The organism is Caldisericaceae bacterium, from assembly GCA_036574215.1.
Classification (GTDB): Bacteria; Caldisericota; Caldisericia; order Caldisericales; family Caldisericaceae; genus Caldisericum.
The window spans coordinates 1-17,317 of sequence record JAINCR010000049.1; the positions used below are offsets into that span (position 1 = coordinate 1).

The 17,317-nt window shown below is 35.0% G+C and carries 12 protein-coding genes; all 12 read right to left on the reverse strand.

What is annotated here, in order from left to right:
* Positions 1-113 (reverse strand): hypothetical protein (locus K6343_02820; protein ID MEF3244903.1); only part of this gene is annotated, 113 nt, incomplete at its 3' end.
* A gap of 9 nt (positions 114-122) precedes the next feature.
* The gene (gene fusA, locus K6343_02825; GenBank protein ID MEF3244904.1) at positions 123-2,201 is read right to left on the reverse strand and encodes an elongation factor G; all 2,079 of its coding nucleotides are present in this window, start codon (positions 2,199-2,201) and stop codon (positions 123-125) included.
* A 10-nt stretch (positions 2,202-2,211) separates the two neighbouring features.
* Positions 2,212-2,682 (reverse strand): 30S ribosomal protein S7, encoded by a 471-nt coding sequence (rpsG, locus tag K6343_02830; GenBank protein ID MEF3244905.1) that lies wholly within the window; start codon positions 2,680-2,682, stop codon positions 2,212-2,214.
* Entirely contained in the window at positions 2,682-3,065 is a 384-nt protein-coding gene (gene rpsL / locus K6343_02835) for a 30S ribosomal protein S12 (GenBank protein MEF3244906.1), read from the reverse strand. The genes rpsG and rpsL overlap by 1 nt, the downstream gene beginning before the upstream one ends.
* 72 nt (positions 3,066-3,137) lie before the next feature.
* On the reverse strand, positions 3,138-6,935 hold the full coding sequence (gene rpoC, locus K6343_02840) for a DNA-directed RNA polymerase subunit beta' (GenBank protein ID MEF3244907.1): 3,798 nt from the start codon (positions 6,933-6,935) through the stop codon (positions 3,138-3,140).
* Between the two features lie 17 nt (positions 6,936-6,952).
* Positions 6,953-8,977: an elongation factor G gene (locus tag K6343_02845; GenBank protein MEF3244908.1), complete on the reverse strand. Its 2,025-nt coding sequence runs from the start codon at positions 8,975-8,977 to the stop codon at positions 6,953-6,955.
* Position 8,978: 1 nt separating this feature from the next.
* Complete coding sequence (locus tag K6343_02850) at positions 8,979-13,154, reverse strand: hypothetical protein (GenBank protein ID MEF3244909.1); 4,176 nt, start codon at positions 13,152-13,154, stop codon at positions 8,979-8,981.
* Between the two features lie 60 nt (positions 13,155-13,214).
* A complete protein-coding gene (moaC, locus tag K6343_02855) occupies positions 13,215-13,685 on the reverse strand; it encodes a cyclic pyranopterin monophosphate synthase MoaC (protein MEF3244910.1) in 471 nt (156 codons plus the stop codon).
* Positions 13,686-13,687: 2 nt separating this feature from the next.
* Positions 13,688-14,647: a GTP 3',8-cyclase MoaA gene (gene moaA, locus K6343_02860; GenBank protein ID MEF3244911.1), complete on the reverse strand. Its 960-nt coding sequence runs from the start codon at positions 14,645-14,647 to the stop codon at positions 13,688-13,690.
* Complete coding sequence (locus K6343_02865; GenBank protein MEF3244912.1) at positions 14,640-15,806, reverse strand: endonuclease Q family protein; 1,167 nt, start codon at positions 15,804-15,806, stop codon at positions 14,640-14,642. The genes moaA and K6343_02865 overlap by 8 nt, the downstream gene beginning before the upstream one ends.
* The gene (locus K6343_02870; GenBank protein MEF3244913.1) at positions 15,794-16,465 is read right to left on the reverse strand and encodes a glycosyltransferase family 2 protein; all 672 of its coding nucleotides are present in this window, start codon (positions 16,463-16,465) and stop codon (positions 15,794-15,796) included. The genes K6343_02865 and K6343_02870 overlap by 13 nt, the downstream gene beginning before the upstream one ends.
* The gene (locus K6343_02875; GenBank protein ID MEF3244914.1) at positions 16,459-17,316 is read right to left on the reverse strand and encodes a lysophospholipid acyltransferase family protein; all 858 of its coding nucleotides are present in this window, start codon (positions 17,314-17,316) and stop codon (positions 16,459-16,461) included. Before K6343_02875 ends, K6343_02870 begins: the two co-directional genes overlap by 7 nt.
* Position 17,317: the final 1 nt, after the last annotated feature.

A 17,317-nucleotide genomic window follows, 5' to 3' on the forward strand; every position in this document is an offset into this window, starting at 1 on the left:
GCAAGAACTTTGGTAATAGCAGCAGTAAGAGTAGTTTTACCATGATCAATATGACCAATGGTACCAATGTTTACATGCGGCTTTGCTCTTTCAAATTTTTCTTTAGTTGCCATGTTTACCTCCTAAATTTCTCCTTTGGCTTTTTTAATAATTTCTGTTTGTATTTGAGAAGGAATTCTTTCGTATCTTTCAAAAACCATGGAGAAAGAACCTCTTCCCTGTGTAATCGTTCTTAAAATCGTTGTATATCCAAACATTGTCTCAAGTGGAATAGTTGCCTTAATAACAACAGTATTTCCCCTTTCAATTATCCCATTAACATTACCTCTTCTTGAATTTACACTATTAATAACTTCTCCTAAAAATGTCATCGGAACTATAATTTCAACATTCATAAGAGGCTCAAGTAAATAAGGAGAAGCTCTATCAACTGCTTCCTTAAATGACTTTGATGAGGCAATTTTAAAAGCAAGCTCCGAAGAATCTACAGGATGATATGAGCCATCCACTAATTCTACATAAACTCCGTAAACAGGAAAACCTAAAAGCGGTCCATTTTCTGCGGCAAGTTTTACACCCTCTTCTATTGATGGAATAAAGTCTTTAGGTATAATTCCACCTTTGGTTTTATCCTCGAAAACAATTCCTTTATCAAGATCAGTTGGAGAAATCCTTAAAACTACATGCCCATATTGGCCATGACCACCTGTTTGCCTAATATACTTTCCTTCGGCTGTTGCAGAATTAGAAATAGCTTCTTTATATGCAACTTGTGGCTTCCCTACTCTTGCTTCAACCTTATACTCCCTTAAAAGCCTATCTATTATGATTTCAAGGTGCAGTTCACCCATTCCAGAAATTATTGTCTCTGAGGTATCTTCATCGTATTTAATCTTAAAAGTAGGATCTTCAATTGCAAACTTTGCCAGTGCTTGAGAGAGCTTGTCTTGATCAGTGCTACTTTTGGGTTCTACAGCAATAGAAACAACTGGCTCGGGGAATTTTATATCCTCAAGGATAATGGGATTATTTACATCAGAAATTGTATGGCCCGTATAGGCATTTCTTAGTCCAATAACTGCTCCAAGATCACCTGCAGATATCGAATCTACATCTTCTCTTTTGTTTGCATGTAATCTTAATAAACGTGCAACCCTCTGCTTTTCATCAGTTGTCGAATCTAATACATAACTACCTTTTTTAATAGTCCCAGAATAGACTCTAATAAAACTCAAGATACCCGAGTAGGGGTCAGCCATAACCTTAAACACAAGTGCAGCAAGCGGTCCATTTGGATCAGGCGAAAGTTTAATTTCATTAGAATCTTTTGTTTTCGCAATTGTATCTTCTCTATCAAGCGGTGAGGGTAAATATTCACAAATACCGTCAAGAAGCATCTGAATACCTTTATTCCTAAATGAAGAACCTACAACGATTGGAAAAGCAATTGTTTCGATAGTTGCTCTTCTTATTGCTTTTTTAAGAACATCTTTAGGGATTGTTCCAGTTTCAAGATAGAGTTCAAGGGCATCTTCATTAACATCTGAAACTGCTTCGAACATTTTCTCCCTGTATAAATTGAATTTTTCTTTATAATTTTCTGGAATATCAACTGTTTCGAATTCCTCGCCACTTTCGGAAGTAAAAATGTAGGCTTTATCTTCTATTAAATCAATAACACCCTTAAATTCATCCTGTTCTATAAGAGGAATCTGAACAGGAATTACTTTAATATTCAACCTTTCATTTATACTTGCAAGAGTATCCTCAAAAGATGCTCCAAGTCGGTCCATTTTATTAATATAAATTATCCTTGGAACATGGTGGTTATTTGCCTGTCTCCAAACAGCTTCGGATTGTGCTTCAACCCCTTCAACAGCGGAAAAGATAACCACAGCCCCATCGAGAACTCTAAGTGACCTTTCAACTTCTGCCGTAAAGTCAACATGGCCGGGTGTATCGATGATGTTAATCTGATGTTCCTTCCAAAAACAGGTTGTAACTGCCGATTGAATAGTTATACCCCTCTCTTTTTCCTGGACCATCCAGTCCATTACGGTATTACCTTCATCTACATTACCAAGTTTGTAAGTTTTTCCTGTATAATAGAGGATCCTCTCAGTAGTGGTTGTTTTACCCGCATCAATATGAGCAATAATCCCAATGTTTCTTATTTTATTAAGAGGGGCACCATTACTCATTAAATTTCACCTACCACCTTAAATGTGCATAAGATCTATTTGCTTCTGCCATCTTATGCAAATCAATTTTCTTCTTATATGCAGCACCTGTTTCATTTGCTGCATTAATAATTTCTTCAGATAACTTTTCTTCCATTCTCTTACCTTTTACCGATCTAGCTGCTGCAATTATCCACTTAATTGCAAGCTTTTGACCTCTTTCTTTTTCAATTTCTATTGGAATCTGATAAGTTGCACCACCAACTCTTCTTGGTTTAACTTCTACCAAAGGCCTTACTTTTTCCAATGCAAGTTCAAAAATTTCAATAGGATCTTTACCCGTTTTTTCCTTAATAATATCGAACGAGGAATAAACAATTTTCTCTGCAAGGCTTTTTCTTCCTCCCTTCATCAAGTTGTTAATTAATTTAGCAACCATTACATGGTCGTAAATTGGATCTCCTTCAATTTCTCTTTTCGGCGCAGGACCTTTCCTTGGCATTATGCACCTCCAGTCTTGGGTTTTTTAGCACCATATTTTGATCTTCCACGTTTTCTTCCTTCAACACCAGCAGCATCGAGAGCACCTCGTATAATATGGTATCTTACACCAGGCAGGTCTTTTACCCTTCCGCCTCTTACCAATACCATGGAGTGCTCTTGAAGGTTATGTCCAATACCAGGTATATAAGCTATAACTTCCATACCATTTGTCAATCTTACTTTTGCGATTTTTCGCAAAGCAGAATTAGGCTTCTTAGGAGTCATTGTTCTAACTTGAATGCAAACCCCTCGCTTCTGGGGGCATCCTTCTAATGCCGGTGTTTTACTTTTTTCTTTTGCCCTTTTCCTAGGGCTTCTTACCAATTGATTAAAAGTAAGCATTGCATCCTCCTATCCAATTTTTCACATAACAAAAAATTATACCAAAATAAAATTAAATGTCAATAATAAAATTCATTCTTCAAATTCCATATTTGTGCCTGCAGGTATTTTCTTACCAACAATAATTGATTCTTTCATTCCTCTTAAGAGGTCTATTTTTCCTTTAATAGCTGCCTCAGCAAGCACTCTTGGTGTTTCTTGGAATGAAGAGGCAGAGAGGAAACTATCAGAGGAAAGAGCAGTCTTTGTAATACCTTGGACCAAAAGCTTAAATTTTGCAATGTTCTTCCCTTCAGCCAGTGCTCTTCTATTCTCCATCAATACTTTTTCTCTATCAACAATTTCTCCGTTGTAGAAGTTAGTATCTCCAGAATCAACTACTAATACTTTATCAAACATTCTCTTCAAAATAACTTCAATGTGCTTAATGTTAATATCCACTCCTTGAGACTTGTAAACTTTTTCAATTTCCTGCACAAGATATTTTGCAGTAAAATTCAAACCCTTAATTTCAAGTATCTCTTTAGGATCAAGAGGTCCTTCACTTAAGATATCTCCTATTCTTACATTATCTCCTGTTGAAACTTTTATCTTTTTATCCCTTGGAGCTGTAATCTTTATCTTCTCTCCTTTACTTGTAGTAATAGTGATAAGTTGCCTCAATTTATCAGATGTAATTTCTACTCTACCTGAAGCATTTGCAATGATTGCCTTACCCTTAGGGCTTCTTGCTGAGAAAAGCTCCTCAACTCTTGGTAGACCTTGTATAATGTCTTTACTTGCAACTCCTCCGGTATGGAAAGTTCTAAGAGTTAGTTGTGTTCCAGGTTCCCCAATGGATTCTGATGCCACAACACCAACGGCTTCCCCAATTTTCACTACTTGCCTATTGGAAAGATCTATACCGTAACATTTTGCACATACTCCATGTTCAACATTGCATGTTACAGGAGAACGGACTTTGACCTTTCTTATACCTAAACCTTCAATCCTCTTTGCAATCTCTTTTGTAATTAGTTCGTTCTTCTTAACTACTAATTCTAACTTACCATCAAAAACATCAACATAGTCAATATTTAGTTCCTCTAAAATCTTCAAAACATTTTCGGTAACCTTTTTACCTTTATCTAAAACCACTCCATTACTATCACGGATATCTTCAGCCAGTGTATGGCCAAGAGCCTTTTTATTTACTTTTATTTTCTTTACCTGTGCTGGAGCAAAAACATTCTCAGCTGCAAATCTTCCCCATATCTGCTCAGATAATGATATAACAGGTTTATCGTAGTTATTACCCTCAACAATAGGTTCTAATTCAATACCGTTAACGTAATCCTCTATAAGAATTGAGTTAATTTGAAGATCATCAAGCATTTTAGCTTGTTCAAAGGAAATAACGTCGCCTTTTTTAATAAAGGCTTTTCCGGTATTTACATCAATAACATCTTCTTGTGCTATCTTATGAACAACCTTTGCTGAAAGTGGTTCTAATATCTCATCACCAATTTTTGTTGGTTTAACTCTTCTTAAAGAACAATCATCTTCTTTAACAATAATTTCATGTGCAACATCAACAAGCCTACGTGTTAAATAACCAGAATCCGCTGTTCTTAATGCAGTATCGGCTTGCCCTTTTCTTGCACCATGTGTTGAAAGGAAATATTCTAGAACACTTAAACCTTCCCTTAAGTTAGAAAGGATTGGAAACTCAATAATTTTTCCTGTAGGTCCAGCCATTAGACCCCTTATGCCTGCCATTTGCGTAATCTGGCTAGGATTTCCTCTTGCCCCAGAAATAGCCATCATATAAACAGGGTCGAAGTCGTTAAAATTGTTAAAAACCAGTTGCTGGATATTTTCAGCTGCTTTTCTCCAAATATCAACAACTGCTTCGTATCGTTCGCCTTCATTTTTGAGACCGTTTTGGTATAACTCTTCAATATGATCAACAGATTTTTGAGCTTCTTCTATAAATTTCACTCGTTCTTTCGGAATTTTAATATCATCAAGTCCAATACTTACTCCACTAACGGTTGCAAATTTAAAACCTATTTCTTTTAGATTATCAAGAAGTATATCTGTCTTAACAATACCATACCTATCATAAAAGTCAGAAATGATCTTTTCTAATTGTTTCTTCCCAACTACCTCGTTAATGAATGGATAATCGTCTTCACCATTAGAGAATACACCATCTCTTATTTTCGCATTGAAAATCACACGCCCAACGGTTGTCGCGACTGTTTCTCCCCTGAAATAAAATTTAATCTTATCGTGAAGTGAGAATGTGCCTCTTTCGTAAAGTAATTCCACAAGGTATGGATTATCATAGATATGCTTAGTTTTTAATTTACCATCCTTTTTCTCAAGTGTAAGGTAGTAAATGCCAATAACCATATCCTGAACAGGAGTATCAAGAGGACCACTATGAGCGGGGGAAAGAATATTATTCGAGGAGAGCATAAGTGATTTTGCTTCCATTTGAGATTGTAAAGACAAAGGTAAATGGATAGCCATTTGGTCTCCATCGAAGTCTGCATTAAAAGGTGTGCATACAAGAGGGGAAATTTGAATTGCTTTACCTTCTATAAGCACAGGTTTAAAAGCTTGTATACTCAGTCTATGTAGAGTTGGAGCTCTGTTGAGTAAAACAACATAGTTTTTAGAAAGATCTTCAACGGCTTTCCATACTTCTTCTGTTGGGTTTTCAATTAATTCTTTTGCCTTCTTCTTGTTGTATCCTAATTTTGAAAGTTCGTAGGTTACGAAAGGTTTAAATAACTCAAGCGCCATTTCCTTGGGGACACCACACTCATCAATTTTCAATTCTGGGCCAACAACTATTACCGCTCTACCTGAATAATCAACTCTTTTTCCAAGAAGGTTTTCCCTAAATCGACCCTCCTTACCTTTTAGGATATCTGTAAGGGACCTTAACGGCCTTTTGTTAGCATTAACCACTGGGTAAGGTCTTCTTCCATTATCAAATAAGGCATCAACAGCTTCTTGGAGCATTCTTTTCTCATTATCAAGCATGATATCTGGTGCTTCAACTTCATATAGTTTCTTCAAACGGTTATTTCTATTGATAACCCTTCTATACAACTCATTTAAATCATCAGAAGCATACTTACCACCTTCAAGAGGCACTAAAGGTCTAAGGTCTGGTGGAATAACAGGAATAGCCGTAAGCACCATATCTTCGGGCTTTCTATTATTTTCCAATAACCCATCTACCACACTTAAAAGTCTGACTGCGGCTATTTTTTCTTGGGTTGTTCCGCTATTAATTTGCTTAGTAGCTTTATCCTTTAATTCCTTCAAGTCAACTTTTTCAAGAAGCTCTTTTATTGCTTCTCCGCCTTTCTTTGCAACAAAATCAAGGTTTTCTTCAAACTTAAATGTGTAATATTCTTCTTCAGAGAGAACTTGTTTATAACGGAGTTTTGTCTTTTTAGGATCTGTTACCACATACGACACAAAGTAGATTATTTTTTCAATATCAGTTGATTTCATATCAAGAAGAAGTGCAATATAGTTGATGTTGTTTTTAAAATACCAGATATGAACAATAGGAGTTGCAAGCTCAATATGACCAAATCTCTCCCTTCTTACGCTAGAAGGAAGTATTTCGACATGACAGTTAGGACATGTAAGTCCTTCGTGCTGTTTTCCTTTTAATTTTCCGCAGTGGCATTGATAAGAGTGAATAGGACCAAAGATTTTTTCACAGAATAAACCATCTGGCTCTGGTAAATAGTTTCTATAACTATAAGTGTCTCCCCTCTTTACCTCTCCTTTAGACCAGTCTCTTATCTCTTGAGAAGAGGCAAGAAGTATTTTTAAAGCCTTTATATCTACCTTATTCAAAAAAGTCACCCCCTAATTTATTCTGCTTCTTCTTTTTTATTCATTTGAGACTCTTGGATTATTTTTTCAGCAATTTTAGGTGGAACAGGCTCATAATGTGAATGCTCCATCCTAAATTCACCAGTCCCCTGAGTGATTGAATTGAGGTCATTTGCATAATTTAACAATTCTGCAAGAGGGACATAAGCTTCTATTATCTGCTTACCATTTTCTGATTTCATTCCAAGGACTCTTCCTCTCTTTGCGTTCAGATCACCAATAACATCACCCATATACTGCTCATCAACTATCACAACAATGCGTTCAATAGGTTCTAGAATAATGGAATTTCCTTGCTCTAATGCTTTCTTAAATGCCATAGAACCTGCAATTTTGAATGCAAGTTCTGAAGAGTCAACAGGATGATAAGATCCATCTACAACGGCTATGCCTACATCGATAACCGGATAGCCTGCTAGTATTCCTGCTTCCATAGCTTCTTTAACACCTTTTTCTACGGCTGGTATATACTGTTTCGGGATTGCCCCTCCAAATATTCTGCTTTCAAAGCTATACTCTTTTCCCCTCTCAAGAGGTTCAACTTCAAGGAAACAGTGACCGTATTGACCATGACCACCTGTCTGTTTCTTGTATTTACCTTCAACCTTTACTTTGGTAGTAATAGTTTCTCTGTAGGGAACTCTTGGCTGAGTGAGGGTAATATTCACATTGTATCTACCACTTAGTTTTTCCATTATAACTGAGAGATGTGTTTCACCAATTCCAGAAATAAGTTGTTCTTTTGTTTCTAAATTCTTGGATATTTTTACAGTTGGATCTTCTTCCGTAATTTTAGAAAGTCCTAAACTCATCCTATCTTCATCGGTTTTTGTCTTTGGACGCATTGCACGGGTAAGCATGGGTTCTGGAAAATCAATCTTGGGTAAATCTATTGGGTTATCACTATCACAAAGAGTATCATTTGTCTGAGTTACGGTAAGTTTTGTTATTACGGCAATATCACCTGCAATTACCTCGTCCACAGGTTCTTGAACACTACCAGTAAGATAGACTATTTGTCCAGTTTTCTCTACAACACCCTTTGAGGAGTTATACACTGTTGCATTCGACTTAAGAACACCAGAATAAACTTTAGTAAAAGAAAGCTTACCTACGTAAGGATCTGAAAGCGTTTTAAATACAAAAGTAGAGAAAGACTCGTCAGTAGAAATCTTCCTTGTTTCTTCTTGTTTATTTGTTGGGTTGATACCTTTTACTTCGCCCAGGTCTTCTGGACTAATCATTACATCCGTAATGAAATTGAGAAATTCATCAATACCTACAAGATTCAACGCCGACCCGAAAAAGATAGGGTAGAAGTTACCTTTCATGTATGCTTTCTTCAAACCAGTATTTACTTCGTCTAAAGTCAATTCTTCACCACTAAGATATTTTTCAAGCATTGCATCATCGTTTTCAGCAGCAATTTCATAAATAGCATGTTTGTAATTTTCATGTTGAGTGTCCTCAAAAATTGAACTCACTTTTGTAAATTTTCCATTCTCAAAAACAGGATAATTAAGAGGGATAGCCTTATATCCAAAGAAATCACTTATATGGTTTAGTAAAGCCGATAAATCAGTTCCTTCAATATCAAGTTTATTAATAAAGATTGCGCGTGGTTTATTCTCAACTTCAAGGAACTTCCAGTATTTTTTCGTTTGCACTTCAATACCAGAAGAAGCGTTTATAAGCAGAACTCCATTTTCTGCTGCCCTAATACCACTTAAAACCTCAGCTACAAAATCTGCATAACCAGGTGTATCTAAAAAATTAATCTTATTTCCTTTATGCTCTACAGGTATCAATGAAAGACTAATACTAAATTTTCTATTTTTTTCCTCAGGCTGATAGTCAGAAACTGTGTTGCCATCTTCAACTCTACCCATTCTCTGGATGAACTTTTTCTTAAATAAAATTGCTTCTAAAAGTGTAGTTTTGCCTGCATTACCATGAGAAACAAGCACTACATTTCTAATTTTCTTAGTTTCCTGAACCTTCATTTTACTCCTCCCTTGAAGATTTTTCAAATTTTATTTTTTTATTTACTGGTTTTGGATACAATGGCTCCTTAATTTTTAACTCGGGTTTCTGGGAAGGCAATACCTTTAGGTCAATGGCAAGCCCACGGAGAGTTCTCTTAAGCACGTTGAACGATTCTGGGATTCCGGTGTCAAAGATCGTAATACCATTGGAAATTGCTTCATATGCCCTTTTTCTTCCTTCAAGATCATCAGATTTAATTGTTAACATCTCATGCAAAAGATTGGCAGCTCCATATGCTTCAAGTGCCCATACTTCCATTTCCCCTAATCTCTGCCCACCAAATTGAGCCTTACCACCAACTGGCTGCTGAGTAATGAGAGTATATTTACCCACAGCCCTCGCATGAATCTTGTCTTCAGCAAGGTGATTAAGTTTAAGAAAGTATGCTTCCCCAACTGTTACTTTATATTCAAAGGGTTTTCCAGTTCTACCATCATAAACTGTCATCTGACCTGATCCACTATAACCAGCTTTTTTAAGTAAATCTTTCACATCTTTTTCTGTTGCTCCAATAAAAGACGGAGTAACTACCCTTAGATTCAATTTTCTTGCTGCAATACCGAGGTTTGCTTCTAAGATCTGCCCTATATTCATTCTCGAAGGGACTCCAAGCGGGCTTACAATTACATCAATAGTAGTGCCATCTTCAAGATAAGGAAGATCCTCTTCTTCTACAATCTTACTGACTACTCCCTTATTACCATGTCTTCCTGCAAGTTTATCTCCTACTATGATCTTTCTCTTTTTCGCAACGAATATTTTTATAAGTTTTAATGCATTTTTCGTAAGTTCATAACCTTCTTCCCTTGAGAAAACTTCTACACCAATAACAACACCATCCTCACCTGGTGGAACAACAAACGAACTATTTTTTAAATTACTATTTCTATTACTCCAAAGACTTCTCCAAATCTTTGCTTCATTTGATTCTTCCTCTTCTGGGAAAGGAGTAACCTTACCAACCAAAACATCGCCAGCCTTTACTTTAGAACCAACTTTTACAATACCCCTCTCATCAAGGAATCTAAGAGCTTCTTTTCTTACATCTTTTATGTCTGGCGTAAGTTCTTCCGGTCCTTGATCGGTTTCATGAACTTCTACTGTGTATTCTTTAATATGTATAGAAGTAAATCTATCTTCCGAAACAAGCCTTCTACTAATAACAATAGCATCCTGGTAATTATAACCATACCAGGATAGATATGCAATTAGAACATTGATGCCAAGGGCTGCTTCGCCATTCTTTGTTGCAAAACCATCTGCCAAAGGTTGGCCCTTTTTAACGATATCGCCCTTTTTAACAATCGGACGCTCGTTTCTACAGGTATCCTGATTTGTTCTCTCAAACTTTCTTAGTTTATAAACAACACTTTCTTTTATTTCGATTTTTTTTATTCCAGCCTCAACAAGTTTACGAAGTTTATCGTAGTCAAGTATTTCTCCTTCATTTACAATTACTTCTTGAGCCTCATTTTTATAAGTTTTTGCAACTACTGTATCCAATATCTCTTCGTTAATTTTTCCTAAATTGAATGTTTCTACTTCCTGAGTAGAAAAAACCAATACATCTGTTATACCTTGAGCATATAGAGTTTTAAGAAGATCTTCAGTGAGAATTTCACTCATTCTAATTGTCTTCTTTGTATTTGTAAGTGTAGCAAAAAGACTTTTACCAATAAGGCTTTTACCAAGAGGAGTTAAGACGATTCTAAAAATAGGTTTTATTACAACTTCACCATTTTCTTCAACTTTAATCTCTTTTACCGCACTTTGTTCGTAAAGCCTATTAAACTTTGTGTCCGAAATTTTCTGTCCTTCATCAATGATAGGTTTACCCTTCTTGCTTAAAACAGTCTCTTTAGCAATAAGCCCAACAAGTGTTTCGTTTCTTTCTTTCTCAAAGAGATCTAACATTGAAAATTTCTGTATCTTTTCATTTTCAAGAATCGAAATTTGCTCTATCCCGTGAGTTATAAGTTTATCAACAATTTGGCTTGTAATCTTTTCGCCTATAAACTTGTAATACTCTTCATTCTCCGGCTTTATGTCAAAAAGAACGACTTCTTTTTGCTTTATTCGGTTAAGAAGACTGTGCCTAAGGTCAGATGCTTCTCTATAGATAGAAACGACTTTGGTCTTACTAACATTTGGAACTATATGAATTTCATTACCATCAACATAAGAAACAATTCCGTCGTATCCTGAAATAGGAAGGTCCATATCGTCAACTGCAACCTTTGATTCATACCCGGTAGAAACTCTTGGCAAATCAGGGTCTAAAAGAGGGACTGCCTGTCTTTGCATGTTACAACCCATTAGAGCCCTGTTTGCATCATCATGCTCAAGGAAAGGAATAAGAGAAGCCGATGGACTTATAACCTGTTGGGGGGAGACATCCATTAATTGAACCAGATTTTTATCAACATACTGAGGTAATATCTCTCCAAAGCCAGTCCTTCTTCTTGCAACGACTTGGTCGTCCAAAATTCGACCTTTTTCATCTATCCTAGTATTTGACTGAGCAATAATATATTTTTCTTCTTCATCAAAAGGAAGAAAAACAATTTCATCCAACACAACACCATCTTTAACTTTTCTGTAAGGAGTTGTTAAAAATCCGTATTCGTTAACAGATGCAAAGATAGTAGGTGAATTAATAAGACCGATATTCTGACCTTCTGGTGTTTCAATAGGACAAATTCTTCCGTAATGCGATGGGTGAACGTCTCTTACTTCGATTCCAGCTCTTTTCCTATGAAGACCTCCTGCTCCTAAAGAAGTTAAACGCCTTTTGTGGGTAAGAGAGGCAAGAGGGTTTGTCTCTTCCATAAATTGTGATAACTGGCTTACACCAAAAAATTGTCTTAGTTGGCCAGTGATAGCTTTATTACTGAATATAGAAGAAATAGTTATTTCTTCGGGTTTTCTAATTGAAATTGCTTCTTTTACACTTCTTTGGACTTTAAGAGCTCCCTTTTCGAATTCTTCCTTAACTAACTCACCAACTGTTTTTACACGTCTATTTGCAAGGCTATCGATATCATCTTCTTTCTCGATACCATCTCTTACTTTAAGTAGATACAGAATCATATTTACAAAGTCATCTTTTGTTAGTATGTGATCCTGGCTATTGGTATTAAACTTCCTGTTGATTTTATACCTTGAAATCGGATAGTATTCATTGCGACGTTCATCCATAAGAATGTTATGCACGAGCTCTTCTGCAGCTTCAGAAGTAACCCTTTCTTTCGGATGGAATATTTTATAAATTTCAACCTTGGCTTCCTCTGAATTGGTAGTTTTATCCTTTTTAAGGGTTTGCTCAATCCAGTAATCATATCCCTCTACTTTAAATGTATATCTTTGAATATTATTTTCTCTTAATTTTTCAAAACTCTCTTCCGTAAGAACTGTCCCTTTTTTAAGGATTACCTTGTTAGAAACTACGATATCTTCAAGAAGTTTTTTCCCAAGCACCAAATCGTAAGAGAAAGGAGAAGTTGTTAGAACCTCAACAGTCATCTCTCGATAGAAATGTTCAAGGATTTCTTCGTTATTCTTGAAACCAATTGCCTTCAAAACAACTGTAATGGGGAGTTTTTTCATTCCTTTTTTCAAACGGATGTATATAACGTTATCTTTGCTAACCTTAACCTCCATCCAATTACCACGATCAGGAATGATTGTTACTATATAATTTAAAAAGCCAGTTTCTGCGTCTTTCTCAGTTTGAAAGTAAATTCCAGGCGACCTAATTAACTGCTGGACCACTACCCTTTTCTTTCCGTTAATAATAAAAGTCCCATCAGAAAGCATTTTTGGAATATCAGCTATATAAGCCTCTTGCTCTTTCATTTCTCCAGTGTTCTTATAGATAAGTCTGAATTTAGCTTTAATTGGAACATCGTTTGTAACACCAACTCTAATACAATCCTCTGGAGTCCTAATAGGCTCTCCTACATAATGCTCGACAAATTCAACTCTAATATTCTTGGTATCAATAGGAAAAACCTTTTTTAAAACATCAGAAATTCCGTTCTTTAGAAAATCATCATATGATTTTAACTGCACTTGTAACAAGTTTGGCAAAGGTACTTTTACTTTCGTTGTGCTTAAATCAAAAATTTTATCCATCGTACCTCCTTAAGTAAATACGCAATTTTCTATTATATCAAAAAAAATTAAAAAGTCAAATTATACATTTCTAATAAATCTTTTAGATTTTCCCCCAGTTTTTTCTAAAAGATATATGTCTTCTATTGTAATTGATTTATCTATTCCCTTGCACATATCGTAAACCGTAAGAGAAGCAATACTAACCGCAACTAAAGCTTCCATTTCAGCCCCAGTTTTACCGATAAGAGAAACAAAACTCTCAATTTCAATAGAGGAAGGATCGTCAACTAAAGAAAAGTTGATATCGACATAGGTAAGATTCAACGGATGGCACATTGGAATAATTTCCCAAGTTTTTTTTGCAGCACTAATTCCAGCAACTTTTGCAACTGTAAGCACCTCTCCTTTTTCTATTTCCCCTCCTTTAATCTTTTCTAAAGTGTCTTTAGATAATAAGACCCTTGCAAAGGCTCTTGCTGTTCTTAAAGTATCGCCCTTATTGGATACATCAATCATATGCGCTTTACCATCGGTATCAAAATGACTCATCGTTACCCCCCTAATTCTTGCATATTTTCTATAAATTCTTTTGTTCCTACCTTTATTTCTCCATGAGCAAGTTGTTTTATGTTAATAGATTTCATGATAAGGTCTTTAAGTAATTTCTCATCCCTATGTAAAACTGCATCCTTAATAGAAACATACTCAGAAGAAAAAAGACACGGGAAGATTTTAAATGTCGAAGTAAGTCGAAGCCTATTACAATTATTACAAAAATGCTGACTGACAGAGGTTATAAAACCGATTAAACCTTTAAAGCCAATAATTTTATAGTATCTTGCAACCTCATGCCATGGAGTTGGATGTTTCTCAAGTTTATATTTACTTTCAATTATCTTAATTGCATCTCTATAGCTTAAGAAATACTCATCAAAAAAAGAATTCCCTTTAACAGGCATAAGTTCTATAAATCTAACTATTAAGTCTTTATCTTTAGTCATTTCTACTAAAGGCAAAATATCGCTTTCATTAATTCCCCTCAAAAGAACTGTATTTATTTTTACAGGATTGAATCCCACTGAAATTGCTTCTGAAAGCCCTTTGTACACATCATCAAATTTATCAAGACTTGTTATGCTTAAGAACGTTGACCTATCCAAAGAATCAAGACTAATATTTATTCTATCAAGACCAGCGTCTTTTAAATCTTTTGCAATTTGGTAGAGTCTATAACCATTTGTAGTCATAACTATCTCATCAAATTTGGCTTGTTTTACAACTCTTACGATATCAACAATATCATTTCTTACAAGTGGCTCTCCACCAGTAATACGAATCTTTCTAAAGCCAAGAGAAGAGAACACATTCACTATAAAAGCAATATCATCTAAAGATGGTTCGGAAGATACGTTGTTATTATAGGAATGGCAATAAACGCAGTTAAAATTACAGCGCTGTGTAACGGAAAATCTTAGATACGTTATCTCTCTTCCAAAATTGTCTTTAAGCACTTAAAAGCCCCCAACTTCCATAAACACCATCATATCCATAATCAAAAGTCAACTTCTTATCTTTTATATTCTTAACAATTGTAATTAAATCATTGGATAAAAAATCATAAGAGCCAAAATCTCTATTAAAAAAGAAAAAATTGTATTCGCTATTAAAGTTTTCAAGGATTTTATCATAGATGTAATTTACCATGCTTTTATTGAATAGGAGAGGAAGTATTTCTTTTAGTGGAACAAAAAAATAGAATTTCTGTATTAGAGGATTTTTATTAAGATTACTTTCATCTTGAGATAATTCAAAAATCCTATGTAAAACGCCTTTAGTTAAAGGCTTCCCACAGATTGGGCAGTTTGCTAAAGAAAAATCATTTGTTTTAAACTTACATTGTCTATGTCCATCTAAATAGTATTTACCGATTTCAGAAAACTCTTCTATAGTAAAGATTGCACTTTTATTCTTAAGATTTAAAAATAGCTCATCATAAGTTTTTGAAAAAGGAACCCCAATACCTTCCCGCCCAATGTTCTTCAAAGAATGAGCGTCGGAATTTGATAAAGCAACAAAACTTCTCAAATGTTTGACCTTAAAAATCATGGATGGATCAGCACTTAAGCCTGTTTCAACAAAAATTATCTGGGAAACATCTTTATCAAAAACTTCGTTAACATTATTTAAATTATTGTTTGCTCCAAGAATCCCATAGTAAGGAGTAAAAATGTGTGCAAGTATAATGTGGACGCCTCCTATTTCTTCCACAATACGAAGAAAGTCTTTTGGGCGGATACTAATATTTGGACGAGCAATACTATCAAAATTAGCGTATCTATCAAATGCCCTTTTAAATTCATCTTCTTTTTTAAAATCATAAAAAGAAAGGACTGCATGAAATTTTTTAATAGATGAAAACATCTCAAAGATAATATTAACTTCGGCAGTTAAAACAAACCGCAAATTATTAAAATAGTAGAAGCCGTTTTCAAATTCCATGTTTTTTTCTACTTCTTTTCTCCATTCAGGAAAGAGGATATCCCCTGTTCCAATAATAGTCACGCCTCTTTTTTTAGCGAAGTTTGCTATATTCTCTAACCCCATACTTTTACTTGAGGGAATACTAAACTTAGAGTGAATGTGTAGATCAACGAAATCTACTTTTTGCATCTATAAAATGACAGCCTCAAAGACACAATTAAAAACTTGATGGGGTCTATTAGTTGGTTAATCTTGCTTTTTGCCTTTTCAGCATAAATAGTCTTTATAGGGACAAAACCAATTCTAAAAGAGCATCTTGCAGCTTTAACTAACATTTCTGTATCAAGTTGGTATCTTTTAGTCTCAAAAGTCATTTTTTTAACTACATCAGTTTTTAAAACTCTATATCCAGACTGACTATCAAGGATCTTTACTCCGGTGATTACACTTAAGAGAAAAGAAGAAAAACTATTTGCAAATACGCGTAATAAAGGCATTTCTTTCAGGTTGAATCTTCTTGCCCCAACAACAATATCGTATCCCTCGTCTAACTTTTTAAGTAGTTTTGGAATCTCATCTGGATCATGCTGACCGTCTCCATCGATGAGAACGATCCTATCAAAACTATTTTCAATTGCATACTTAAAACCAATCTTTAAGCAATCTGCCTTACCCAGGTTATGAGCGTTTCTAATTACGTAAGCTCCGCTCATTTTAGCAATTTCTTTTGTATTATCTACCGAGGCATCATCAATTACAAGCACGAAATCTGCATACTTTTTAGTTTTTAAAACTACTTCACCAATATTTATCGCTTCGTCTTTAGCTGGGATTATAGCAATTAGCATTTGTACTCCGTAAGATAATCAAAAAAATGAAAAAATTGGGTAGGATATTTTTTGACATAATCCTCAAGGACTTTAGCAAATTGTTTCACATAATCTTCTATAAATTCCTTTTCTACCAAATTAAAATCAAGTTTAAACACTTGAGAAAAATACACTTTATAACCACCTTTTTCCCTCACCAACATAGCAAAAATACTACGGGCTTTCGTCCTATATGATAAAACTGAAGCACCTTTGGGGAAGGTAACATTCCTTCCAAAAAACTGGACACAAATGCCATCTTTGTTAATATCTCTATCACTTACAATAGTTGCAACATCACCTACTTTAATGCCTTTGTATGCGCCGATGAAACCAGTTTGAAAAGGATGGACGATTACATTGTATCTTTCTCTAAAGCTTTTGTAAAACTTTTCCACTCCCTTTTCCTGTTGCGGCAAACCTATACCATGGGCTCTAAAGCCAAGTGAACCGACAAATGCTCCTGCAACCTCCCAATTACCAAGGTGTGCCGTGGGAACAACAACCCCTACATTTTTGCCTTTCAACTTTTCCAAAGTTTCTTTAACTTGAGAAGCTGGAGTTAAAATTTTTATCTTATCTAAGCCTTTTTCTTCCAATATAAAGTAGTCTGCAATGTTCAATGCAAAATTTATATAAAATTCAATACCTAATAAGATTAATTTTATACCTTTTTCTCCTGTAAAAACTGCTAAATTTTTAAGGACATTTTTCCTCTTTCTATCAAATAAAAAAGACATAAAGCCCAAAAACCGAGCTGTTCCGTAAACAAAACCTTGAGGAAAATATCTTACAAATTTTATACCCAGATTGTATAGTTGCGTTAGCATG